The sequence below is a fragment of the Achromobacter spanius genome (assembly GCF_039673305.1).
Classification (GTDB): Bacteria; Pseudomonadota; Gammaproteobacteria; order Burkholderiales; family Burkholderiaceae_B; genus Achromobacter; species Achromobacter spanius_F.
The window spans coordinates 1-20,827 of the sequence record NZ_JBDJLJ010000067.1 but is presented as its reverse complement, the minus strand read 5'-3'; the positions used below and the strand labels follow the sequence as shown (position 1 = coordinate 20,827).

Below are 20,827 nucleotides of genomic sequence, written 5' to 3'. Positions count from 1 at the left end.
AGTCGCCACGCGCGAAAAGGGGGACGCACACCATTGCGCTGGCCGTATCGGCGCGCTGCGCGTGCTTGTGTCCTGCCTCTTGAGCCATGAGCCGGATCGCCGGAAACCTCCCTGTAGGGAGGCCGGCGCGGCTAGTGTAGATAACAGCGGGGTGAATTGATACAGGTGCAAACGTCTGGATGCGTTATGGACACCTTAAGTTTCATCGTAGCAATACAAATCTTGATTTATTGCGGTTTATATCAGAAATTGTTACCACTCGGCCACGCCCGTTGCAGCTTTATTGCTACACGCCCAGATAGCGTTCCCAGAGGGCCCGGTCGGCGTCCAGCGCGGGCGAGTCGCCGGTCCAGACCACTTTGCCGCGCTCGAGGATGACGTGGCGGTCGGCCAGGCTCAGCAACCTTTCGACATATTTGTCGATGACCAGGATGGTCTGCCCCGCCTCGCGCAGGCGCGCCAGGCAATTCCAGATTTCTTCGCGGATTTTCGGGGCCAGGCCTTCGGTGGCTTCGTCCAGGATCAGCAGGCGCGGGTTGGTCACCAGCGCGCGGCCGATCGCGAGCATCTGCTGCTCGCCGCCCGAAAGCTGGTTGCCCATGTTGCGCGCCCGCTCCGCCAGCCGGGGGAAGAGCTCGAACACGCGCTCGGGCGTCCAGGGCGCGCCAATGTCCGGGTTGCGCGCCGCCACGAAGGCGGTCAGGTGTTCCCGGACGGTCAGGTTGGGAAAGCACTGCCGCCCTTCCGGGACGATGGCCATGCCGACCCGCGCGATGCGGTCCGGGCTCCAGCCGCTGATGTCCTGCCCCGCGAAGCGGATCTTGCCGCCGCGCAGCGGCAACTGGCCGAACAGGGTGCGCAGCAGCGTGGTCTTGCCCATGCCGTTACGTCCCAGCAGGGTCACGACCTGGCCCGCGCCGATCTCCAGGTCCACGCCGAACAGCACCTGGCTGGCGCCGTAGCCGCTCTTGGCCGATTCGATGGTCAGCATCACGCGGTCTCCTCGTCGCCCAGGTAGGCTTGCCGCACTTCCGGATTGGCGCGGATCTCGTCCGGGGTGCCCGACGCGATCACGCGGCCGTACACCAGCACCGAAAGGCGGTCGGCAAGACGGAACACCGCCTGCATGTCGTGTTCAACCAGCAGCATGGCGGCGCGTCCCCGCATGGATTCGATCAGTTCGGTGAGCCGGACGGTTTCGTCGGGCCCCATGCCCGCCATGGGCTCGTCCAGCAGCAGCACCTTGGGCCGGGCAGCCAGCGCCAGGGCGAATTCCACCTTGCGTTGCTCGCCGTGCGGCAGGGTGCCGGCCGGACGTTCCAGCAGGCTGGCGTCGATGGCGCATTCGCGGGCCAGTTCGCGCGCCTGCTCGTAGAGCGCGGATTCGGCCGCCCGCGGCTTCCAGAACCGGAAGCTGCTGCCGGCATGGGCCTGCACGGCCAGGACCAGGTTATCCAGCACGCTGGACTGCTTGAAAATGTTGGTGATCTGGTATGACCGCGACAGCCCCGCCGCCACGCGCTGGTGCGCGTTCATGGCGGTGACGTCGCGGCCGTCCACCGCCAGCGCGCCGGCATCGGCGGCCAGCGTGCCGGACAGCAGATGGATCAGCGTGGACTTGCCCGCGCCGTTGGGGCCGATCAGGGCGTGGATCTCGCCGGGCTGCAGCGACAGCGACACATTGTCCGTGGCCACCAGCGCGCCGAAACGCCGAACCAGCCCGCGCGCCTGCAGGGCGGGCGCAGCGCCGCCCGCGGCGGCGTTCGAGGATGCATTCATCGCGTTGCTCATGAGCCCACCTTGCCGGATTGCGGCGCGGCGCGTCCGCTGAACAGCGGGCCGAACAGCCCGACCAGGCCGCGCGGCGCGCCAAACACCACGCACAGCAGCAGCACGCCCAGGGGCAGGTGCCAGTATTCGGTCCACAGGCGCAGCACTTCCTCGAGCGTGAGCATCACCACGGCGCCGGCCACGCCGCCGTAGCGCAGCCCGATCCCGCCCACCAGCACCATGATCAGCAGGTTGGCGGACTGGGTCCAGTGCATCAGGCTGGGCGAGATGAACAGGTTGTGGTTGGCCAGCAGCGCGCCGGCCAGCCCCGCCGCCGCCCCGCTCAGGGTGAAGGCCATGAGCTTGATGCGGTAGACCGGGTAGCCCATGGATTCCATGCGCGACTCGTTTTCGCGGATGCCCTGCAGCGCCGTGCCGAAGCGCGAGGCCACCACGCGGCCAAAGGCCCACATCAGCAGCGCGAACAGCGCCAGCACCAGGTAATAGAAGCTGACGTCATTGGCCAGGTCGATGCCGGGCAGGCTGGAGTAGCCGGGCAGGTTCAGCCCGTCTTCGCCGCCGTACTGGCGCAGCGAAATGAAGATGTAGAACAGCATCTGCGCGAACGCCAGCGTGATCATGATGAAGTAAACGCCGCGGGTGCGCAGGGAGATCGCGCCGGTGATGCAGGCCAGCACGGCCGCCAGCAGCATCGCCGCGGGCCATACGATCACGGCGGAGGTGATCCCCGACATCGCCAGGATGCCCACCGCGTAGGCGCCCGCGCCGAAGAACGCCGCGTGCCCCAGCGCCACCATGCCGCCGTAGCCCAGGATCAGGTTCAGGCTGGTGGCGGCCAGCGCGTAGATCAGCACGCGCCGCACGAACGAAATGTAGAAGTCCAGGCCCAGCATCGGCGCCACCAGCGGGAACACCGCCAGCGCGGCCAGGAGGACCACGGTCCAGAGTTTGGTCTTCATGGTCAGCCCCGCGCCGGAAACAGGCCGGAGGGCCGGAACACCAGCACAGCCGCCATCAATACGTAAATGGCGATGGCGGCGAGCGTCGGACCGACGCTGGAGGCCACTGCCGGGGAAAAGACCTGGCGCAGCAGCATCGGCAGGAAGGCCCGCCCCGCCGTGTCGACCATGCCCACCAGCAAGGCGCCGACGAAGGCGCCCCGGATCGAGCCGATGCCTCCGATGACGATGCACACCAGCACCAGGATCAGGATTTCCTCGCCCATGCCCACCTGCACCGAGGTGATCGGCCCCAGCAGCGCGCCGGCCACGGCCGCCAGCATGGCGCCCAGCACGAACACGCCCAGGAACAGCAGCGGCACGCGCACCCCCATCAGGGTGGCCATCTGGCGGTTGGACGCGCCGGCGCGCACCAGCACGCCGGCCCGGGTGCGCGTGACGAACCAGTACAGGCCGACGGCGGCAGCCACGCCGAACACGATGATCATCAGGCGATAGGCGGGATACAGCAGGTCCGGCAGAAGGCGGACGGGCCCGGACAACATCGCGGGCATATTGAGCATGACCGGCGCGGGGCCCCAGATCATCTTGACCAGGTCATTGGCGATGAGGATGACCGCGTAGGTGCCCAGCACCTGCGCCAGGTGGTCCCGCAGCGCCAGGCGGCGGATCAGGGTGAGTTCCAGCGCAATGCCGACCAGGCCGGTGGCGACCGCAGCCACCAGGACGGCGGCGGTGAACGACCCCGTGCGTTGCATGGTTTCGGCGGCGACATAGGCGCCAGCCATGTAGAGCGAGCCGTGAGCCAGATTCATGATGTCCATGATGCCGAACACCAGGGTGAGCCCGGCCGCGATCAGAAACAACATCAACCCAAACTGCAGACCGTTCAGCAATTGCTCGACGATCAGCGTAAACGTCATGAAAACTTCCCCCTTGCCGCGCGTCGCCGAACGGCCCCCGCGATCAATTCACCAAAGCTATCCAACCTGCATCCCGCAACGAACATCGCAGCGCTCGAATCATGACCCGTCCGCCCCCAAGCGGGGTCGCGCGGAGCCGGCTTTGCCGGTCCGCTGCGACGCCCCCTGGGGGGAAGCGCGCAGCGCTTCGGGGGGGTCACATCATTTTGCAGTCGCCGACGTAGACGTCCTGGTACTTGTCGAACACCTTGCCCACCAGCTTGTTGGTGACGCGGCCGCTGCCGTCTTTTTCGACGACGCGCAGGTAGTAGGCCTGGATCGGGTAGTGGTTCTTGCCGTAGGTGAAGCTGCCGCGCACCGACGGGTAGTCGGCCTTTTCCAGCGCCTTCACGATGGCTTCGCGGTCGGATGCCTTGCCGCCGGCCTGCTTGACGGCGGCGTCCATGGCCATGATCACGTCGTACGCCTGGGCGGCGTAGACCGACGGATAGCGGCCGTTGTATTCCTTGCGGAACGCGTCGACGAAGGCCTTGTTTTGCGGCACGTCCAGGTCATGCGCCCATTGCGCCGTGTTGTACATGCCCAGCATGGGGTCGCCCACGGCCTGGATCACGTCTTCGTCGGCCGAGAAGCCCGGGCCGATCAGCTTGACGCTTTGCGACAGGCCGGCGGACACGAACTGCTTGACGAAGTTGATGCCCATGCCGCCCGGCAGGAAGATGTAGACGGCGTCGGGCTTGGCGGCGCGGATCTGCGCGATCTCGGCGGCGTAGTCGATCTGGCCGAGCTTGGTGTAGACCTCGTCGCCGGGCGCGGTCTTGTAGCCGCGCTTGAAGCCCGTGAGCGCATCCTTGCCGGCCGGATAGTCCGGGGCCATGATGAACATTTTCTTGAAGCCGCGGTCCGCGGCGACCTTGCCCGCCGCTTCGTGGAAGGCGTCGTTCTGGTAGGACGTGCCGAACCAGTAGTTGTTGCACTGGGCGCCGGCGAACTGGCTGGGGCCGGGGTTGTTCGACAGGTACGGCACCTTCGCGGCAAACAGCGCCGGGCCGACGGCCAGCGCGACGTTCGAGCCGATGGGGCCGGTGAAGAAGTCCACCTTGTCGCGCTGGATGTAGCGCGTAACCAGTTGGCGGGCCTGGTCCGGGTTGCCGCCCATGTCGGTTTGCACGAATTCCGCGGGCTGGCCGCCGAGCTTGTTGCCCAACTGCTTGATGGCCAGGTTGAAGCCGTCGCGGGCTTCGGCGCCAAGCGCCGAGAACGGACCGGAGATATCGTTGGCGATGCCGACCTTGATGGTGTCGGCATGGGCCAGGGCCGGAACCAGGGCGGCGGCAGCCAGAAGGGAAGTGATCAAACGCATGGTGGTGTGCTCCGTGCGCGAGCCCGCGCAGAGGGTGTTCTTTTTGAAGGTGCGATTCGAAAGACTTCTATGCCCGGCCAGCCGGCGCCATTGCGCCGCCGTCAGGCCGGTGCCGGCAAGGAATATTGCCTGCAACGCCGCGATCCCGTCATGCTGCAAAGGGAGAACTGGCGTGGTTCATAGTTTAGGTTTAAAGTATTCGGCAAAACAAGTCTAGGGTTTTTACCAAAGGGTTATTACTAACGGGCTTTAGTCCGACAATTCTTGTCCGCAAGCGTTATCTTGCAAGCCTTCGCCGGCAAGCCCAGTCCCTGAGCCTACACAACGAATCCGCCGCCATGGTTACCCTCTACCGCAACTACGACCGCGCCGGACTGGACGTCCAGTACAACGCTCGCGCGACAGTACCCGACATCCAGCCGATACTCAAGAAATACGCCGAAGACAGCGCCACCGCGCGGCGCACGCTGGACTGCGCGCTGGACGTGCCTTTCGGCAAGCATCCCGACGAACTGCTGGACATATTTCCAGCCGCCGGTGCCGCGTCCGGCAAGCCCGGCGCCCCCGTCTTCGTGTTCATCCACGGCGGCTACTGGCGCCTCCTGTCCAAGAACGAATCCAGCAGCATGGCGCCCGCGTTCACGCAGGCGGGCGCGGTGGTCGTGTCGGTGAACTATTCGCTGGCGCCCGCCGTCACGCTGGACCGCATCGTGGACCAGAACCGGCGCGCGCTGGCCTGGGTGCACCGCCACATCGCCGAATACGGCGGCGATCCCGCGCGCATCCATATCTGCGGCAGCTCCGCGGGCGGGCACCTGGTCGGCGCGCTGCTGGCCGGAGGCTGGCATGCCAGCTATGACGTCCCGCCCGGCGTGGTGCGCGGCGCGGCGCCGCTGTCCGGCCTGTTCGACCTGCGTCCGCTGGTCCACACCCACATCAACGAATGGATGCGCATGAGCGAGGCCGACGCCATCCGCAACAGCCCCGCGCTGCACCTGCCGCAAACCGGCTGCCCGCTGGTGGTCAGCTACGGCGAATCGGAAACCGACGAATTCAAGCGCCAGAGCGACGACTACCTGGCCGCCTGGCGCGAACGCGGCTTTCCCGGCCGGTATGTCCCGATGCCCGGCACAAATCACTACGATATCGTCCTGACGCTCAATGATCCGCGCAGCCCGCTGACCCAAGCCATCTTCGATCAGATGGGTCTGGCGCCCGCTCCCTCACGCATTCCCGGTAACCTTCCCCGCCATGACTGACTCCCCCGACCTGGAATCCCGCGCCGCGCCCGACGACCATCACGCGCTGCGCCTGTGGCTGCGCATGCTGACCTGCGCCAATCTCATCGAAGGCGAAATCCGCAGCCGCCTGCGCAACGAGTTCGACACCACCCTGCCCCGCTTCGACCTGATGGCGCAATTGCAGCGCGCGCCCAAGGGCATGAAGATGGGCGAGCTCTCGCGGCACATGATGGTGACCAACGGCAACATCACGGGCATCACGGACCAGCTGGAAAAAGAAGGCCTGGTGGTGCGCACCAAGGTCGAGTCCGACCGTCGCAGTTCGCTGATCAAGCTGACGCCGCTGGGCAAGAAGAGCTTTGCGCGCATGGCGCGCGCCCATGAATCCTGGGTCAAGTCCATGTTCGAAGACCTGCCCGAGGCCAGCCGCAATGCCCTGTTCCAGGCGCTGGGCGAGCTCAAGCTGCAGGTCGTGGCCACCCGGTCGGAATCCGCCCGGGACTGACCCCGCCGGGGCGCTGAAACCGGCGCCCGGATTGGCGCATAATTGCCGCCATGATTCCGGTTTCCCTTCCTGGCGGTAATTTCTACGTGCTGATGGCGGCCTCGCTGGCCTGCCTCTCTACGCTGCTGACCTGGCTGGCCGTGCTGGCCACGTCCCGCGGCGCCCGCCAGTGGCTGGGCGACCACCGTCGCCGCGGCACCCTGCTCATGGCCTTCCTGGCCGTCATCGGCGCCATTTTTCCCATTCAGCAGTTCAGCCTGTGGTTCTCGGCCCACCGCCAGGCCCAGGCCGACGACAGCCGCAAGACGGTGCTGGCCCAGCCCACCAAGCTGGCGGGCGTGGAGATGCCCGCCGGCACCGTGCTCAGCCTGGCCACGCCCGGCGAGCTTGGGTCGTTCGACAAGGCCGTCTTTCCGGAGGCCCACCCCGCCCCCATCCAGGGCATGGTGGCCACGCGCCTGTTCCGCTATCCGGCGTCCAGCCGGCAGGCCGAGACCCTGTCCGCCGAAATCGCCCGCGACCAGGCGCTTGAAGGCTGGCTCTGCGCGCACGGCCACCGGGTCGAATTCGTGGTGCAGGGCGGCCACCCCCATTTCGCGAGCTGCCACCTGGCCATCGGCAATACGCTGGACCAGCAGCCGGTGCCGGCGGGCGCCTGGCTCAAGGTCGAGCAGGCCGCCCGCGGCACGCCCCTGGACCCGGCCAGCGCCGCCCCCCGCTGGCTGCTGCGCACGGAAGGCAGCGACGCCCTGACCGTTGCAAAGATCCCCCTGCTGAAAGTCGACATGCAGCTGGACGGCCAGCGCCGCATGCTCGGCTTCGAGGGCCTGGTCGCGCGCGACACCGCGCTGGGCGACATGACCTATCCCCCCGGCACCCGCGTCCTGTCCGCCCCCCCTCGCCTGCAGGGCGCCCAGCCCGGGGACCTGCTGTTTTCGCCGTCGCGCGGGCGCGCGGCGCGCCGGGCGGGCGGCGACGACGTGCCGGCAGGCAAATCGGTGCTGCAGGCGCCCGACGGCACCGTGCGCAGCGTGCTCGGCAACCGCGAAGCCGGCGTGCTGGACGTGGCCGCGATGCGCATCGGGCCCTGACCGTCAGGATTGCCGGGAGCGTGAATGGGATGCCCCGGTGCCTCCGTCAGGCGCCTGACACCCGCGTGAGATGGACTGGGGCTTGTCGCGGCATCTCTTGGGTGTCAGACACAAGCGGTGGGATAATACGAAGCTTTCCCGCGCGCCGCCTTGCCTGGCGGCGGTTCCGTCCCGCTCACACCAAGAGACGAAGTCATGGCCGTTAATCTGCAGATCCCCTCCGAGTCCGAAATTTTTCCTGTTGCCGGCGTAGAAATCGGCGTCACCGAGGCCGGCATCCGCAAAGCCAACCGACGTGACCTGACGGTGTTCCGGCTGGCCGAAGGCACCAGCGTGGCGGGCGTGTTCACGCGCAACCGCTTCTGCGCCGCGCCCGTGCAGGTCTGCCAGGCCCACCTGGCCGCCGGCGGCCCGATCAGCGCGCTGGTCATCAACACGGGCAACGCCAACGCCGGCACCGGCGAAGAAGGCCTGAAGAAAGCCAAGGACACCTGCGAGGCGCTGGGCAAGCTGCTGGGCGTGCCGGCCGCGCAGATCCTGCCGTTCTCCACCGGCGTCATCCTGGAACCGCTGCCCCTGGACCGCCTGGTCGCGGGCCTGCCGGGCGCCATCGCCAACCTGGCGGCCGACCACTGGTCCAGCGCCGCCCACGGCATCATGACCACCGACACCCTGCCGAAGATCTCGTCGGCCAAGGTGCAGATCGACGGCAAGACGGTCACGTTCACCGGCATCAGCAAGGGCGCCGGCATGATCCGCCCCAACATGGCCACCATGCTGAGCTTCCTGGCCACCGACGCCGGCATCGCCCAGCCGCTGCTGCGCAAGCTGGCCGTGGAAATCGCCGACGCCTCGTTCAACCGCATCACGGTGGACGGCGACACCTCCACCAATGACTCCTTCATCATCGCCGCCACCGGCAAGTCCGGCGTCAACGTCAACAGCGAATCCGACGCCGCCTACGCGGCCGTGCGCGAGGCCCTGACCGCCGCCGCGCTGGACCTGGCGACCAAGATCGTGCGCGACGCCGAAGGCGCCACCAAGTTCATGACCATCCGCGTCGAGGAAGCCGGCACCACCGACGAAGCCCTGAAGGTCGCCTACGCCGTGGCGCATTCGCCGCTGGTCAAGACCGCCTTCTTCGCGTCGGACCCCAACCTGGGCCGCATCCTGGCCGCCGTCGGCTACGCCGGCATCGACGACCTGGACGTGTCCAACATTCGCCTGTGGCTCGACGACGTGCTGGTGGCCAAGGACGGCGGCCGCAACCCCGCCTACCAGGAGGCCGACGGCCAGCGCGTGATGAAGCAGGCCGAGATCTCGGTGCGCATCGCGCTGGGCCGCGGCCAGGTGAGCGACACCGTCTACACCTGCGACTTCTCGCACGAATACGTGTCGATCAACGCCGACTACCGCTCCTGATCGACATGACGGCCACCGAGTTCACCACCCTCATCCAGCGCGCCGAGCGCGTGCTGGCGCAGCTGGAAGCCTTCCTGCCGCCCGCCACGCCCGAGATCGACTGGACCGCCCACGCGTTCCGCTGGCGCAAGCGCGGCGCGCGCGGCTGGCTGGACGCCGTGCGCCACGTGGCGCGCATCGACCTGCAGGACCTGCAGCACATCGAGCGCCAGAAGGCCACCATCGACCGCAACACGCTGCAGTTCCTGGAAAACAAGCCCGCCAACAACGTGCTCATGACCGGCGCCCGCGGCACCGGCAAGAGCTCGCTGGTCAAGGCCATGCTGGCCGCCTACGGCGACCGCGGACTGCGCCTGATCGAAGTCGACAAGTCCGACCTGGGCGACCTGGCCGACATCGTCGAGCTGGTCGCATCGCGGCCGGAACGCTTCATCGTGTTCTGCGACGACCTGTCGTTCGAGGAAGGCGAGGCCGGCTACAAGGCGCTCAAGTCCGTGCTGGACGGCTCGGTGTCGGCCTCGGGCGACAACGTGCTGATCTACGCCACGTCCAACCGGCGCCACCTGATGCCGGAATACATGAGCGAAAACCTGCAGGCCAAGCACCAGCCCGACGGCGAGATCCATCCGGGCGAAACGGTCGAGGAAAAGATCTCCTTGTCCGAGCGCTTCGGGCTGTGGCTGTCGTTCTACCCCTTCAAGCAGGACGACTACCTGGACATCGTGTACCACTGGCTGCGCGAACTTGGCTGCCCGGAAATGCACATCGAGCCGTCGCGCACCGAGGCGCTGCAATGGACGATCGAACGCGGCTCGCGGTCCGGCCGCGTCGCCTATCAGTTCGCGCGCGACTGGGCGGCCCGCCATGTCTGAGAAGATCGTCGACGTCGCCGCCGGCCTGATCCTGCGTCCCGACGGCAAGCTGCTGCTGGGGCAGCGGCCCGAGGGCAAGCCGTGGTCGGGCTGGTGGGAACTGCCGGGCGGCAAGCTCGAACCCGGCGAAACCGTGTTGGAAGCGCTGGCGCGCGAGCTGCAGGAAGAGATCGGCATCCGCGTCACGCAGTCGCGCCAGTGGGTCACCTACGTGCACGTCTACCCGCACACCACCGTCCGGCTGGCTTTCTGCCACGTCACCGGCTGGGAAGGCGAACCCCAAGGCCTGGAAAACCAGCGGTTGGAATGGGTGGATCCGGCCAATGCGGCCTCGGTGGGCGACCTGCTGCCCGCCACCCTGCCCCCGCTGCGCTGGCTGCAGCTGCCCACCACCTACGGCATCAGTTCCATCGGATCGCGCGCCGGCATCGCGCCGTTCCTGGGCCGGCTGGAAGCGGCGCTGGCGCGTGGCGTGAAACTGGTGCAGTTCCGCGAACCGCAATGGCCGGACGGCGTCGGCGCCAGCTCGCTGCACGAGGTCCTGCAGCAGGTGCACAAGCGCTGCCGTGCGGCGGGCGCGCGCCTCCTGGTCAACAGCATCCATCCCGCCGCCTGGTGGAAGGAAGCCGACGGCGTGCATCTGCGCACCGCGGACGCGGCGCGCCTGACAGCCCGCCCCGAACTGCCCAAGGCCGCCCTGGTGGGCGTGTCCGCGCACGACAACGCCCAGATCGTCCATGCCCGCGACCTCGGTGCGGATTTCGCGGTGCTGGGCCCGGTGCTGGAAACCCCCAGCCATCCCGGCGCGCAGACGCTAGGCTGGGACGGCTTCGTACAGGGCAATCGCGACGCCGGCATTCCGGTGTTCGCGCTGGGCGGGCAATCCACCCAGACGGTGTCGCAGGCGCTGCGCCATGGCGCGCACGGCATTGCCGGGATACGCGGCGTCATCTGATGCCGTTTCAGGCAGGGCGGGCGCGACGCGCCCCGCCCGCCTGCTTCAGTCGATCTTGTAGTCCATCCACGAGGCGACCATCTCGCGCAGGCCGCCGCCCTCTTGCGCGAACGCCTCGCGCGAGCCTTCCGCCTTGTTGCGCCCCAGTTCCAGGATGTACATGTAGTCGGACACTTCGGCGCAGCGCCGCACGTTCTGGTCCACCAGCACCACCGTCATGCCTTCGTCGGCAAAGCCGCGGATCAGTGCATAGATCTCCTTGGAGATCTTGGGCGCCAGCATCGCCGTGGGTTCGTCGAGCAGGATCACCGAAGGCTCGATGAGCAGCGCCCGGCCAAATTCCACAAAGCGCTGCTGGCCGCCGCTCATGCTGGAAACGGGATCATCGCGCTTCTGCGCCAGGATGGGAAAACGGTCATAGACCGAATCGATGCGCCGGCGCACGCGCGCCTTGTCGCCGCGAAACGGCCAGCAGCCCAGCAGCAGGTTGTCGTGCACGGACAGTTCGCCGAACAGGCTGCGATGCTGCGGGACGAACGCCACGCCGTGGTTGGCGCGCTCATGCGAGGGCTGAGCGCTGATGTCCTTGCCGCGCAGGGTGATGCGGCCGGTGCGCGGCGGCAGGAAGCCAAACAGGGTTTTGAGCACCGTGGACTTGCCGGCGCCGTTGGGGCCGATCACGCCGGTGACCTTGCCCTCGCGCGCCTGGACGTTGATGCGGTTCAAGATGGTGATGTCGCCGTGATAGGCGACGGTCACGTCTTCCAGCGCGAGTATCGCGGTGCTCATGTCAGGCTCCCAGATAGGCTTCGACCACCCGCGGGTCGGCGCGCACGTGATCGGCGTTGCCCTGGCTCAGGATGGCGCCTTCGTTCATGACGATGATGTGGTGGGACAGCTGATAGATGGAAGTCAGGTCGTGCGACACCAGCACCACCGAACAATCGTGCTCGGTCGGCAATTCGCGGATGACCGAGATCAGAAGCTGCGCGAGCGCCGGGTTGACGCCCGCGAACGGTTCGTCCAGCAGCACGACCTTGGGCCGCGCGACCATGATCCGCGCCAGCTCCACCAGCTTTTGCTGGCCGCCCGAGAGCTCCTCGGCATAGTTGTGCCGCAGGCGGTGCAGTTCCACCTTGTGCAGCCAGTATTCGGATTGCGCGTAGCGCTCTTCGGCGCCGCGGCCCGTCTGCTGCTGAGCGACCTCCAGATTGTCCAGCAGCGTCAGCTGGCGGAATATGCGGGGCACCTGGAAGGTGCGTCCGACGCCCAGCCGGGCCACCTCGTGGATCTGGCGCCCGCCAATCTCTTTGCCGTCGAGCTCGATACTGCCTTCGTCCGGGGTGTAGATGCCGTTGATGCAGTTGAGCATCGTGGTCTTGCCCGAGCCGTTCATGCCGATAATGCCGAGGATCGAGCCCCGCGGCACGTGCATGTCCACGCCTTGCAGCGCCACCAGGCCGCCGAAGCGCTTCTTGAGATTCGTGACTTTCAGCATGCGCGTTCCCCTAGCGCAGGGCCTGGCGGCCGAACAGGCCGCTGGGCCGGAAGAAGATCATGGCTACCATCAGCGCAAAACCGCAGATGGTGGCGATGGAGGGATTGAAGAACACCACCGACACCTGCTCGGTGACGCCGAACAGCAGCGCGCCCACGAGGGCTCCCACCGGATGCCCCAGCCCACCCAGCACGATGACGATGAAGCCGATCAGCGTGTAGTCGTTGCCCATGAAGGGCGAGAACGCGGGAAACACCATGGCGACCAGCACGCCGCTGGCCGCGGCCAGGCCCACGCCCAGGCCGAAGGCCACGGCGGACAGCCGCTCGGCGTTGATGCCCACGATGCGAACCGCGTCGCGGTTCATGATGATGGCGCGCAGCGCGCGGCCCAGTTGCGTGCGGTACAGGAAAACCGTCAGCGCGGCGATGATCGCCAGCGCAATGACCAGCGCCAGGAGGCGCACCGTCGGGATCAGCACCGGACCGAACTTCAGGAAGACGGGCTCGATCTCGTAAGGCAGCGAGCGGGCATCGGCATCGAACGCCAGCAGCATCAGCGCGCCCAGCATGATCGACACGCCGAACATCAGCAGCAGCGAGCTGATCTCGGGGTCGTCCGCCTTGGACAGCCTGGGGATCAGCACGAAATACAGCAGGTAGCCGGCCAGGAAGAACGCGGCAAACGCCAGCGGCAGCGCCACCAGCGGACTGACGCCCGCGTACTCCAGCAGATAGAAGGCGAAATAGGCGCCCAGCACCAGGAACTCGCCATGCGCGAAATTGACCACGCGCAGCACGCCGAAGACGACGTTGAGCCCCACGCCGATCAGGCCGTAGATGGCCCCCAGGATCAGGCCGTTGATCAGGCCTTGGATAAGCAGTCCGGTCATGGCGGTTCCTCAGGCGATGTAGCGGCGCAATTGCGGCTTGCGTTTGATCAGGCTGCCCACGATGCCGCGCGGCAGGAACAACATCAGCAACACGATGATGAGACCCAGCAGCAGCAGGTTCACCACGGGGAATTTCTGCCAGATCAGGTGGTCGACGCCCAGCAGCGCCAGCGTCCCGACCACGGGCCCGAGGATGGTGCCGAAGCCGCCCGCCATGGCGTAGATGATGCTCTTTGCCGTGATCAGCACGTGGAAGGCGTACTCCGGGTCGACGACGTTGGTGTACCAGGCCTCGATGCCGCCGGCCAGCGCCGGGAACAGGGCGGCCAGCAGCCAGGCCTTCAGGCGGGTGTTGGGAACGTGGATCCCCACGCACGCGGCCGCGCCGTCGTCATCGCGAATGGCCTTGAGCGCGCGGCCCAGCCGCGACACGGACAACCAGGTAACGGTGGCAAGCGTCGCGCCCATGACGATCAGCATGGCGTAATAGCTGTGCGTGGGATTGTTGGCGTTGGACAGGATGATGCCCATGCTGCCGCCGGTGAACGACTGCGGCAGGTTGGAAATGACCAGCTTGACGATGGTGGCGAGCGCCAGGCTCACGATCCCGAAATAGACGCCGCGCAGGCGTAACGTCGGCGCCAGCAGCAGCGCGATCGCCACGCCCGTCCCGCCGGCTGCGAGCAGCGACGGCAGGATGGGCCAGCCCAGGATTTTGTAGCAGATGCCGGTGGCGTAGGAGCCCACGCCGTAGAACACCACGTACCCGAACGGCAGATAGCCGGTGAATCCCACGCAGATGTTCATGGCGCTGGCCATGGTGATCCACAGCATCAGGTAGAACGCGAACGAGATGTTCGAGGTCGCCATGGGAATCACGGCCAGGCCAGCCGCCAGAGCGGCAAAGAGGGTCACTGCGATGCGGGTGCGCAACCGCACGGCGCGCAGATCCTGCGCGCGATGCGAAGCCGCGCCCGCCGCCAGGGCGGGACTGCTGCTCATGATGTCTTCCTCCGGGCCGTCTCGGGGTGGATGGCCGCTCTATTTGGAGGCGATTATGAACAGTTCAAACCATAACTGCAAGTTAAGGATTAACCCTTATCGGCGGCAGGAAATGCCTCCGCCAGCACCTCGCGCAGCTCCTTGATGAACCGCATGGCGATCTGCGACGGCTCCCGGTTGCTGGCATAGACGGCCGAGATATTCAGGGGAATGCACTCCTGCAGCGGCACGATCACGACATCCGGCATGGTGTTTTGCATGACCGTGAATTCATCCACGATGGCGATGCCCACCCCGGCATTGACCAGCGCGCACGCAAGCTGACTCCACGGGACATCGGCGCACACCCTGCAGGGCAACCCGGCCTGCTCGAAAGCACCCAGCACCAGCATGCCGAACGGCATGCGGGTGCCGACCACGATATGAGGATGCGGCGAGAGATCCGCCAGGCTGACGGAATCCCGGCCCGCCAGCGGGTGGGCCTTGGGGATGGCCGCCACCATGCGCCCTACGTGCAGAGGCTGGGAGGTCAGGAAGGGATGATCGGCCTGCATCACCACCAGCCCCAGCTCGGCCTCGCCCTGCAGCACGTCGGTGATCAGGCTGGGCAGGACCGAGGTATTCAAGCGCAGCAGCAGCTCGGGATGCCGCTGCTGGAAACGGGCCACGGCGCGGGGCACCAGGAACTGCGCCAGGCTGGGAATGGAGGCCAGGCGCAGCACGCCCGTGCCGTGCTCGGACAACGCATCGGCAAGGTCGTTGACCCGCTGCATCATGCGCTGGGTTTTCTCGATTTCCTCAAACAGGCTTTGCACTTGCGAGGTCGGACGAAGCCGCCCGCGAACCCGCTCGAACAGCGTCACGGCCATGCCTTTCTCGGTCTGGGCCAACATCCGACTGACCGCCGGCTGCGAAATATTCAAGAGACGGGCCGCGCCACTGATCGATCCGGCCATGACGATGGCCCACAGCATTTCGGTCTGACGGTAGTTCAATTTATTCAAGGCGTGCGCTCCATGCCTATTTGTTATACGCTGTGTCGCGTATTGGGCAATTATTGCCCAATACCGGGTTATCGATCCCTGCTTCGCGGCAGGAAGAGGCCCCAGAATCTATAACGATTGGAGACATCCCATGTACGTTAAATCCTGGTTGTTCCGTTTGCCGGCGCTGGCCATGGCCATCGCCGCCCTGACCCCCGCCACGGGCGCCGCCCAGAACTCGGACAAGATCCGCGTGGGCATGACCGTCTCGTCCACCGGCAGCTTCGCTCTCGCGTCGCAATCCGGCGTGCGCGGCGTGGAGCTGTGGGTGGACGATGTCAACCGCCGGGGCGGCATCGACATCAAGGGCAAGAAGTACCCCGTCGAGCTGGTCAAGCTGGATGACCGCAGCGACAAGCAGATGGTCACCCGCGTCTACGAACGCCTGATTGTCGATGAAAAAGTCGATCTGGTGTTTGCGCCCTTCGGCTCCACACTGACGGCCGCGGCCGCCACGGTGACCGAACGGCTGGGCAAGTACATGATGGTGTGGTCGGCCGCCAGCGACGATCTCTACAAGCAGGGTTTCAAGAACATGGTGTCCGGCACCCAGATGCCGGTGTCCGCCATGCTGCGCGCCAACATGGAACTGGCCGCCAACCAGGGCGTCAAGAAGGTGGCGCTGCTGTACTCCGACGAACCGTTCCCGGCGGGCCTGGCCGAAGGCGGCCGTGAACAGGCAACCAAGAACGGCATGCAGGTCGTGATGTTCGAGAAATACCCGAAGGGCCAGAAGGACTTCAGCACGATCCTGCAGAAGGCGCGCGCGGCGGGCGCCGAGGCTTTGGTGCCGACGTCCTATGAGGGCGACCTGATCAGCATGACGCGCCAGATGAAGCAGCTGGACATCAACTTCCCGTACGTCTTCATGGTGTACGCGTCGACGCCGCAGTTCCAGGCCATTGGCGCGGACGCCAACTACATCTACAGCCATACCAACTATCACCCGGCGATCAACTGGAACGTGAACGCAGGCATGAGCCGCGAGCAATTCGCGTCGGCCTACGACCAGCGCTTCCCCAAGGCGGAGTTCCCGCCCGATTTCCAGACGGCCCTGGCCTACGGCGCGGGCGCGATCACGGAAGAGGTCGTGAAGAAGGCCGCCACCACGGACGCCGCGGCGCTCAAGCAGGCGTCGCTGGACCTGTCGGGCAAGCTCACGGTCATGGCCGGCCCCTACGCCATCGACGACACCGGCAAGCAACTGCTGATGCCATTCCCGGTGGTGCAACTGCTGCCCGGCAAGGGCATGGTGCCCGTCTGGCCGGCGGACGTCGCCACCGCGAAACCTGTTTACCCCACCCCTGACTGGAACAAGCGCTAGCAGCACGGAGCGCAGCCGGCCGTGCGCCGCATGCGCGGCCGGCACATCAACCCGAGGAAAACATGTCTGAAATTGCATTTGCCACGCTGGGCGAACTGGCGGACGGCCTGGCCAAGGGCCTCTACAGTTCGGTGGAGTTGACGCGCCACTTCCTGGACCGCATCGACCAGGCCAATCCTGCGCTGGGCGCTTATGTCAGCGTGGACAGCGCCGGAGCCCTGCGCCTGGCCGAGGCCGCCGATGCGCGCCGCCGCGCCGGGTACGGCCTGCTCAGCCCGCTGGACGGCGTGCCGGTGGCGGTGAAGGATCTGTGCGAGATCCAGGGCCAGGTCACCACGGCCGGATCCGAGGCCTGGCGCGATCGCCGCAGCGGCGTGACCTCGACCGCCGTCGCGCGCCTGCTGGACGCGGGCATGGTGATATTGGGCAAGACCCACATGGTCGAATTCGCATTCGGCGGCTGGGGCACGAACCCCGTCATGGGCACGCCGCGCAATCCCTGGGATCTGCGGCAGCAGCGCGTTCCGGGCGGCTCGTCCAGCGGGTCCGGCGTGGCCGTGGCTGCCGGACTGGCGCCCGCGGCGCTGGGTTCGGACACGGGCGGCTCGGTGCGGATACCCGCGGCCCTGAACGGCGTTACCGGACTCAAGACGACGCGCGGGCTGATCAGCCTGCACGGGGCGGTGGCGCTGTCGACCACGCTGGACACCATCGGCCCGCTGACGCGCGACACGCGCGACGCGATGCTGCTGACCGCCCTGATGGCGGGCCCCGACGCGCAGGATCCGCTGACGCTGGGAATACCTGCCTTCCAGTACCGCGAACTCGCCGATGGCGCGCAACCGCTGCGTGGCGTGCGCATTGCGCTGATGCCCCCGTCTCAACACCCCATCGCCGTGGACGCCGACGCGCTGTCCGCGCTGGACGACACGCGCCGCGTGCTGGCCGGCCTGGGCGCCGAGGTGTCCGAGACGCCCTTCCCCTTCGATTTCCGCGAGATGATGCAGCGCAACGGCCAGATCATCGCGGCCGAGGCCTATGCCGTCCACCGCGGCTACATCGAGGATCCCGCCCAGCCCATCGGCCAGTACGTGCGCGCGCGCGTGCTGTCGGGCAAGGGCCTGTCGGCCGCCGACTACATCGCGGCGCTGCAGGCGCACGCGCAGGCGCGCCGGGACTGGCTGGACTGGATGAGCGACTTCGACGCGGTGCTCACCCCCAGCGCGCCCTTTGGCGCGCGCCGGCTGGACGAGGTGGACGAAGCGGCCACGCCGCTGGCCGCCTTCACGCGCGCGGGCAATTACGTCAACGCGTGCGGCCTGGCCCTGCCCGCGGGTTTCACCGCCGACGGCCTGCCGCTGGGCGTGCAATTGCTGGGCAAGCCCAATGACGAAGGCGTGCTGGGCAAGATCGGCATGGCCTTCCAGGCCGTGACCGACTGGCACCGCCAGCGCCCCGACCTGAAAACGGTCGGACTGTAGTCCGCGCGTCGTGCGAAACGCCGGCGGCACGCGCCGCCGGCGTCTGCCGCACGCACTTTCCGCCCCCCCTAGGGAAACTCCCCCCTTGCTGGCCGCCGGCCCCGGCAATATCTTGAACGCCAAATGTGACCATGTAGTCACATGCCTGCGCTGCACCCTCTCTTTGTCGTCGTCTCCACTACAAGGAAGTCCAGCATGCCCCAGCGTTCCCTCTCCGACGGCCATGCCCTTGCCGGCCAGACCGATCCCGGCCAGTCCGATCCCGGCCGGACCGATCCCGCCCGGCGCGACTTCCTGCTGCGCGGCGCCGCGGGCCTGGCCGGCGCGGCCGGTCTGGCGGCCGGCGGCTGGCCCCTGCGGGCCCTGGCCCAGGCGTCCTCGCCGCTGACGTTCGCGTTCTGGCCCTGGGGCAGTGAAATCGTGCAGCAGGGCGCCGCGAATTTCTCGCGGGACAACGGCGTGCCCGTGAACCTGTCGCCCATCCCCGGCGACTATGCCGCCGTGCTGGAAACCCAGCTTGCCGCCAAGGCGCCGCTGGACATGTTCTATGCGCAGCGCGGGCAGGCGTCGCGCTGGTACGCCGCCGGCTGGATCCGGCCCATCGACGACATGCCCGGCCTGGCCGACATCCAGAAGCAGATGTTCCCCGGCATCGTGGAAGACGCCAAGGCGACCGACGGCCGCTATCTGGGACTCACCTATTACAACGGCGGGCCGTTCGCCCTGTTCCGCAATGAACAGATGCTGGGCGAGGCAGGCTTTGGCGGCACCGCCAATGCGGCCGACTACCCGCAGGACTGGGCCACGGTCGAGAAGCAGGCGCGTGAAATCAAGAAGAAGGGCCTGGCCGAGCATCCCATGCTGATGCCCTGGTACAACGCCTGGACCGGCCTGCCCTGGGCGCTCATTGCCCAGTGCTTCGCCGAAGGCGAACGCTTCGTGGACGGCGACCTGCGCGCGACATTCGGCCCCGATACGCCACTGGCCAAGGTGCTGGCGGACTGGAAGCGCTGGTGGGACGACGAACTGGTGCAGCGCGCCGTGCTGACCTGGTCGGGCACCGAGACCTCCAGCTCGTGGATGAAGGGCCTGCACGCCTTCCACCTGAACATCGACTACTACAGCTTCAACTACAACGACCCCGCCAAGAGCAGGATCGCCGCCTGGTCCAGCTACAACCCGGTCGTGCCGGGCGCCACGCACGACACCGTGCTGGTGGGCCACGCGCTGCTGTGCATGTCCACCCGCAAGCGCGGCGACGCCGAGCAGGCGGCGCTGTGGGAACTGGTCAAGCACTTCGGCTACCGCGACAAGGCCGGCCAGCTCACGACGCACAAGAACTGGATCGCGAAGGCCAATCTGGAGGTGCCCTTCCCGGAGCTGTACAGCGATCCGGCCAGCAAGGCGGCCATCATGAAATGGATGTATCCCGCGCATCAGGAACAGGTCTATCAATGGCTGTTCCAGGGCCGCCAGAAGGCGGTGGCGGCGACCATCCTGAAGGCGCCCTGGTACCAGGAATGGGACGCCGGCATGCACGAGATGATCGCCCAGGACCTGCTGATCAAAGGGTCCAGGACGCCCGCCCAGGTGGCGACCGAGCTGCGCGTTCGCTGGGACGCGCTCCACAAGAAGTACGCCAAGATCCTGAAGCGGAGCTGATATGGCCAGCGTCACCCTGCAAGGCATCCAGAAGTCCTATTCCCATTTCCAGGCCGTTCGCTCGCTGGACCTGGACATCCAGGACGGCGAGTTCGTGGTGCTGCTGGGCCCGTCCGGCTGCGGCAAGACCACCACGCTGAACATGATCGCCGGCCTGGACACGCCCACCGGCGGCGAGATCCGCATCGCCGACCGGCGCGTGGACCAGGTGCCGCCGCACCGGCGCAACGTGGCCATGGTGTTCCAGAGCATCGCGCTGTACCCGCACATGACCGTGCGCGAGAACATCGGCTTTCCGCTGCGCATGCAGAAGATGCCGGCCGCGCAGGTGCGCGCCCGGGTCGACCAGGCCGCCGGCCTGCTGCGTGTGGAATCCATGCTGGACAGGAAGCCCTACCAGCTGTCGGGCGGGCAGCGCCAGCGCGTGGCCATCGGCCGGGCCGTCGTGCGCAACCCCGACCTGTTCCTGTTCGACGAGCCCCTGTCCAGCCTGGACGCCAAGCTGCGCACCGATATGCGGGTGGAGCTCAAGCGCCTGCACCGCACGCTGCAGGCCACCTTCATCTACGTCACGCACGACCAGGTCGAGGCGATGACGCTGGCCGACCGCATCGCGGTGATGTCCGGCGGCAACCTGCTGCAGTTCGCCGATCCGGACACCATCTACCGCCGTCCCGCCAACATGGAAGTGGCCGACTTCATCGGCAACCCCGGCATGAACTTCCTGCGCGGCACGCTCGAGGCGCATGACGGCGCGCCCGCGCTGGCGACGACCGCGGGCCGCTACGTGCTGCCGCCCGCGC

General features: G+C 67.1%; 20 protein-coding genes. 10 read left to right on the top strand and 10 right to left on the bottom strand.

The features are described from left to right. Nucleotides 1–286: 286 nt before the first annotated feature. The 5 genes from ABE485_RS27910 to ABE485_RS27890 form a co-directional block, all read right to left on the bottom strand. Nucleotides 287–991, bottom strand: coding sequence for an ABC transporter ATP-binding protein (locus ABE485_RS27910; RefSeq protein ID WP_346518504.1), 705 nt, complete (start codon nt 989–991; stop codon nt 287–289). Continuing rightward, nucleotides 991–1,791 (bottom strand): ABC transporter ATP-binding protein, encoded by an 801-nt coding sequence (locus ABE485_RS27905; protein ID WP_346518503.1) that lies wholly within the window; start codon nt 1,789–1,791, stop codon nt 991–993. The genes ABE485_RS27910 and ABE485_RS27905 overlap by 1 nt, the downstream gene beginning before the upstream one ends. Continuing rightward, nucleotides 1,788–2,750 (bottom strand): branched-chain amino acid ABC transporter permease, encoded by a 963-nt coding sequence (locus ABE485_RS27900; RefSeq protein WP_346518502.1) that lies wholly within the window; start codon nt 2,748–2,750, stop codon nt 1,788–1,790. The genes ABE485_RS27905 and ABE485_RS27900 overlap by 4 nt, the downstream gene beginning before the upstream one ends. Before the next feature lie 2 nt (nt 2,751–2,752). Beyond that, nucleotides 2,753–3,673 (bottom strand): branched-chain amino acid ABC transporter permease, encoded by a 921-nt coding sequence (locus tag ABE485_RS27895; protein WP_346518501.1) that lies wholly within the window; start codon nt 3,671–3,673, stop codon nt 2,753–2,755. Nucleotides 3,674–3,869: 196 nt separating this feature from the next. Further along, nucleotides 3,870–5,036 (bottom strand): ABC transporter substrate-binding protein, encoded by a 1,167-nt coding sequence (locus tag ABE485_RS27890; protein WP_346518500.1) that lies wholly within the window; start codon nt 5,034–5,036, stop codon nt 3,870–3,872. Nucleotides 5,037–5,374: 338 nt separating this feature from the next. Here ABE485_RS27890 and ABE485_RS27885 point away from each other — a divergent pair, with 338 nt between their 5' ends. The 6 genes from ABE485_RS27885 to ABE485_RS27860 all read left to right on the top strand — a co-directional run bounded on the left by ABE485_RS27885 (nt 5,375) and on the right by ABE485_RS27860 (nt 11,122). Further along, nucleotides 5,375–6,295: an alpha/beta hydrolase gene (locus ABE485_RS27885; protein ID WP_346518499.1), complete on the top strand. Its 921-nt coding sequence runs from the start codon at nt 5,375–5,377 to the stop codon at nt 6,293–6,295. Continuing rightward, nucleotides 6,288–6,782: a MarR family winged helix-turn-helix transcriptional regulator gene (locus tag ABE485_RS27880; protein WP_346518498.1), complete on the top strand. Its 495-nt coding sequence runs from the start codon at nt 6,288–6,290 to the stop codon at nt 6,780–6,782. The genes ABE485_RS27885 and ABE485_RS27880 overlap by 8 nt, the downstream gene beginning before the upstream one ends. A gap of 50 nt (nt 6,783–6,832) precedes the next feature. Then, nucleotides 6,833–7,873, top strand: a complete 1,041-nt coding sequence (locus ABE485_RS27875; RefSeq protein WP_346518497.1) for a hypothetical protein — start codon at nt 6,833–6,835, stop codon at nt 7,871–7,873. Between the two features lie 195 nt (nt 7,874–8,068). Then, a complete protein-coding gene (gene argJ, locus ABE485_RS27870) occupies nt 8,069–9,295 on the top strand; it encodes a bifunctional glutamate N-acetyltransferase/amino-acid acetyltransferase ArgJ (RefSeq protein WP_346518496.1) in 1,227 nt (408 codons plus the stop codon). 5 nt (nt 9,296–9,300) lie between these two features. Next, nucleotides 9,301–10,167: an ATP-binding protein gene (locus ABE485_RS27865; RefSeq protein WP_346518495.1), complete on the top strand. Its 867-nt coding sequence runs from the start codon at nt 9,301–9,303 to the stop codon at nt 10,165–10,167. Next, entirely contained in the window at nt 10,160–11,122 is a 963-nt protein-coding gene (locus ABE485_RS27860) for a Nudix family hydrolase (RefSeq protein WP_346518494.1), read from the top strand. The genes ABE485_RS27865 and ABE485_RS27860 overlap by 8 nt, the downstream gene beginning before the upstream one ends. Before the next feature lie 45 nt (nt 11,123–11,167). On the opposite strand, the gene ABE485_RS27855 is transcribed toward ABE485_RS27860, so the two are convergent. The 5 genes from ABE485_RS27855 to ABE485_RS27835 all read right to left on the bottom strand — a co-directional run bounded on the left by ABE485_RS27855 (nt 11,168) and on the right by ABE485_RS27835 (nt 15,488). After that, the gene (locus tag ABE485_RS27855) at nt 11,168–11,911 is read right to left on the bottom strand and encodes a branched-chain amino acid ABC transporter ATP-binding protein (protein ID WP_346518493.1); all 744 of its coding nucleotides are present in this window, start codon (nt 11,909–11,911) and stop codon (nt 11,168–11,170) included. A gap of 1 nt (nt 11,912) precedes the next feature. Continuing rightward, complete coding sequence (locus ABE485_RS27850; RefSeq protein WP_346518492.1) at nt 11,913–12,620, bottom strand: ABC transporter ATP-binding protein; 708 nt, start codon at nt 12,618–12,620, stop codon at nt 11,913–11,915. A gap of 10 nt (nt 12,621–12,630) precedes the next feature. Next, on the bottom strand, nt 12,631–13,512 hold the full coding sequence (locus ABE485_RS27845) for a branched-chain amino acid ABC transporter permease (RefSeq protein WP_346518491.1): 882 nt from the start codon (nt 13,510–13,512) through the stop codon (nt 12,631–12,633). 9 nt (nt 13,513–13,521) lie between these two features. Next, entirely contained in the window at nt 13,522–14,514 is a 993-nt protein-coding gene (locus ABE485_RS27840; protein ID WP_346518490.1) for a branched-chain amino acid ABC transporter permease, read from the bottom strand. An 89-nt stretch (nt 14,515–14,603) separates the two neighbouring features. Then, a complete protein-coding gene (locus ABE485_RS27835) occupies nt 14,604–15,488 on the bottom strand; it encodes a LysR family transcriptional regulator (protein ID WP_346518510.1) in 885 nt (294 codons plus the stop codon). A gap of 160 nt (nt 15,489–15,648) precedes the next feature. On the opposite strand from ABE485_RS27835, the gene ABE485_RS27830 reads away from it, so the two are divergent. The 4 genes from ABE485_RS27830 to ABE485_RS27815 all read left to right on the top strand — a co-directional run. Next, nucleotides 15,649–16,881: an amino acid ABC transporter substrate-binding protein gene (locus ABE485_RS27830; protein WP_346518489.1), complete on the top strand. Its 1,233-nt coding sequence runs from the start codon at nt 15,649–15,651 to the stop codon at nt 16,879–16,881. A 62-nt stretch (nt 16,882–16,943) separates the two neighbouring features. Then, nucleotides 16,944–18,362, top strand: coding sequence for an amidase (locus ABE485_RS27825; RefSeq protein WP_346518488.1), 1,419 nt, complete (start codon nt 16,944–16,946; stop codon nt 18,360–18,362). Nucleotides 18,363–18,557: 195 nt separating this feature from the next. Then, nucleotides 18,558–20,024 carry an ABC transporter substrate-binding protein gene (locus ABE485_RS27820; RefSeq protein WP_346518487.1) on the top strand — a complete coding sequence of 489 codons (1,467 nt, stop codon included), beginning with the start codon at nt 18,558–18,560 and terminating at the stop codon, nt 20,022–20,024. Between the two features lies 1 nt (nt 20,025). Then, the coding region (locus ABE485_RS27815; protein WP_346518486.1) for an ABC transporter ATP-binding protein at nt 20,026–20,827 on the top strand (802 nt) is incomplete at its 3' end.

What these genes read in the sequence shown, in the direction of transcription:
- ABE485_RS27880 (WP_346518498.1), top strand. Translation starts at nt 6,288, where the DNA reads ATGACTGACTCCCCCGACCTGGAATCCCGCGCCGCGCCCGACGACCAT.
- ABE485_RS27850 (WP_346518492.1), bottom strand. Translation starts at nt 12,620, where the DNA reads ATGCTGAAAGTCACGAATCTCAAGAAGCGCTTCGGCGGCCTGGTGGCG.
- ABE485_RS27845 (WP_346518491.1), bottom strand. Translation starts at nt 13,512, where the DNA reads ATGACCGGACTGCTTATCCAAGGCCTGATCAACGGCCTGATCCTGGGG.
- argJ (WP_346518496.1), top strand. Translation starts at nt 8,069, where the DNA reads ATGGCCGTTAATCTGCAGATCCCCTCCGAGTCCGAAATTTTTCCTGTT.
- ABE485_RS27825 (WP_346518488.1), top strand. Translation starts at nt 16,944, where the DNA reads ATGTCTGAAATTGCATTTGCCACGCTGGGCGAACTGGCGGACGGCCTG.
- ABE485_RS27910 (WP_346518504.1), bottom strand. Translation starts at nt 991, where the DNA reads ATGCTGACCATCGAATCGGCCAAGAGCGGCTACGGCGCCAGCCAGGTG.
- ABE485_RS27890 (WP_346518500.1), bottom strand. Translation starts at nt 5,036, where the DNA reads ATGCGTTTGATCACTTCCCTTCTGGCTGCCGCCGCCCTGGTTCCGGCC.
- ABE485_RS27885 (WP_346518499.1), top strand. Translation starts at nt 5,375, where the DNA reads ATGGTTACCCTCTACCGCAACTACGACCGCGCCGGACTGGACGTCCAG.
- ABE485_RS27855 (WP_346518493.1), bottom strand. Translation starts at nt 11,911, where the DNA reads ATGAGCACCGCGATACTCGCGCTGGAAGACGTGACCGTCGCCTATCAC.
- ABE485_RS27835 (WP_346518510.1), bottom strand. Translation starts at nt 15,488, where the DNA reads ATGCTGTGGGCCATCGTCATGGCCGGATCGATCAGTGGCGCGGCCCGT.
- ABE485_RS27820 (WP_346518487.1), top strand. Translation starts at nt 18,558, where the DNA reads ATGCCCCAGCGTTCCCTCTCCGACGGCCATGCCCTTGCCGGCCAGACC.
- ABE485_RS27830 (WP_346518489.1), top strand. Translation starts at nt 15,649, where the DNA reads ATGTACGTTAAATCCTGGTTGTTCCGTTTGCCGGCGCTGGCCATGGCC.
- ABE485_RS27865 (WP_346518495.1), top strand. Translation starts at nt 9,301, where the DNA reads ATGACGGCCACCGAGTTCACCACCCTCATCCAGCGCGCCGAGCGCGTG.
- ABE485_RS27895 (WP_346518501.1), bottom strand. Translation starts at nt 3,673, where the DNA reads ATGACGTTTACGCTGATCGTCGAGCAATTGCTGAACGGTCTGCAGTTT.
- ABE485_RS27900 (WP_346518502.1), bottom strand. Translation starts at nt 2,750, where the DNA reads ATGAAGACCAAACTCTGGACCGTGGTCCTCCTGGCCGCGCTGGCGGTG.
- ABE485_RS27860 (WP_346518494.1), top strand. Translation starts at nt 10,160, where the DNA reads ATGTCTGAGAAGATCGTCGACGTCGCCGCCGGCCTGATCCTGCGTCCC.
- ABE485_RS27840 (WP_346518490.1), bottom strand. Translation starts at nt 14,514, where the DNA reads ATGAGCAGCAGTCCCGCCCTGGCGGCGGGCGCGGCTTCGCATCGCGCG.
- ABE485_RS27875 (WP_346518497.1), top strand. Translation starts at nt 6,833, where the DNA reads ATGATTCCGGTTTCCCTTCCTGGCGGTAATTTCTACGTGCTGATGGCG.
- ABE485_RS27905 (WP_346518503.1), bottom strand. Translation starts at nt 1,791, where the DNA reads ATGAGCAACGCGATGAATGCATCCTCGAACGCCGCCGCGGGCGGCGCT.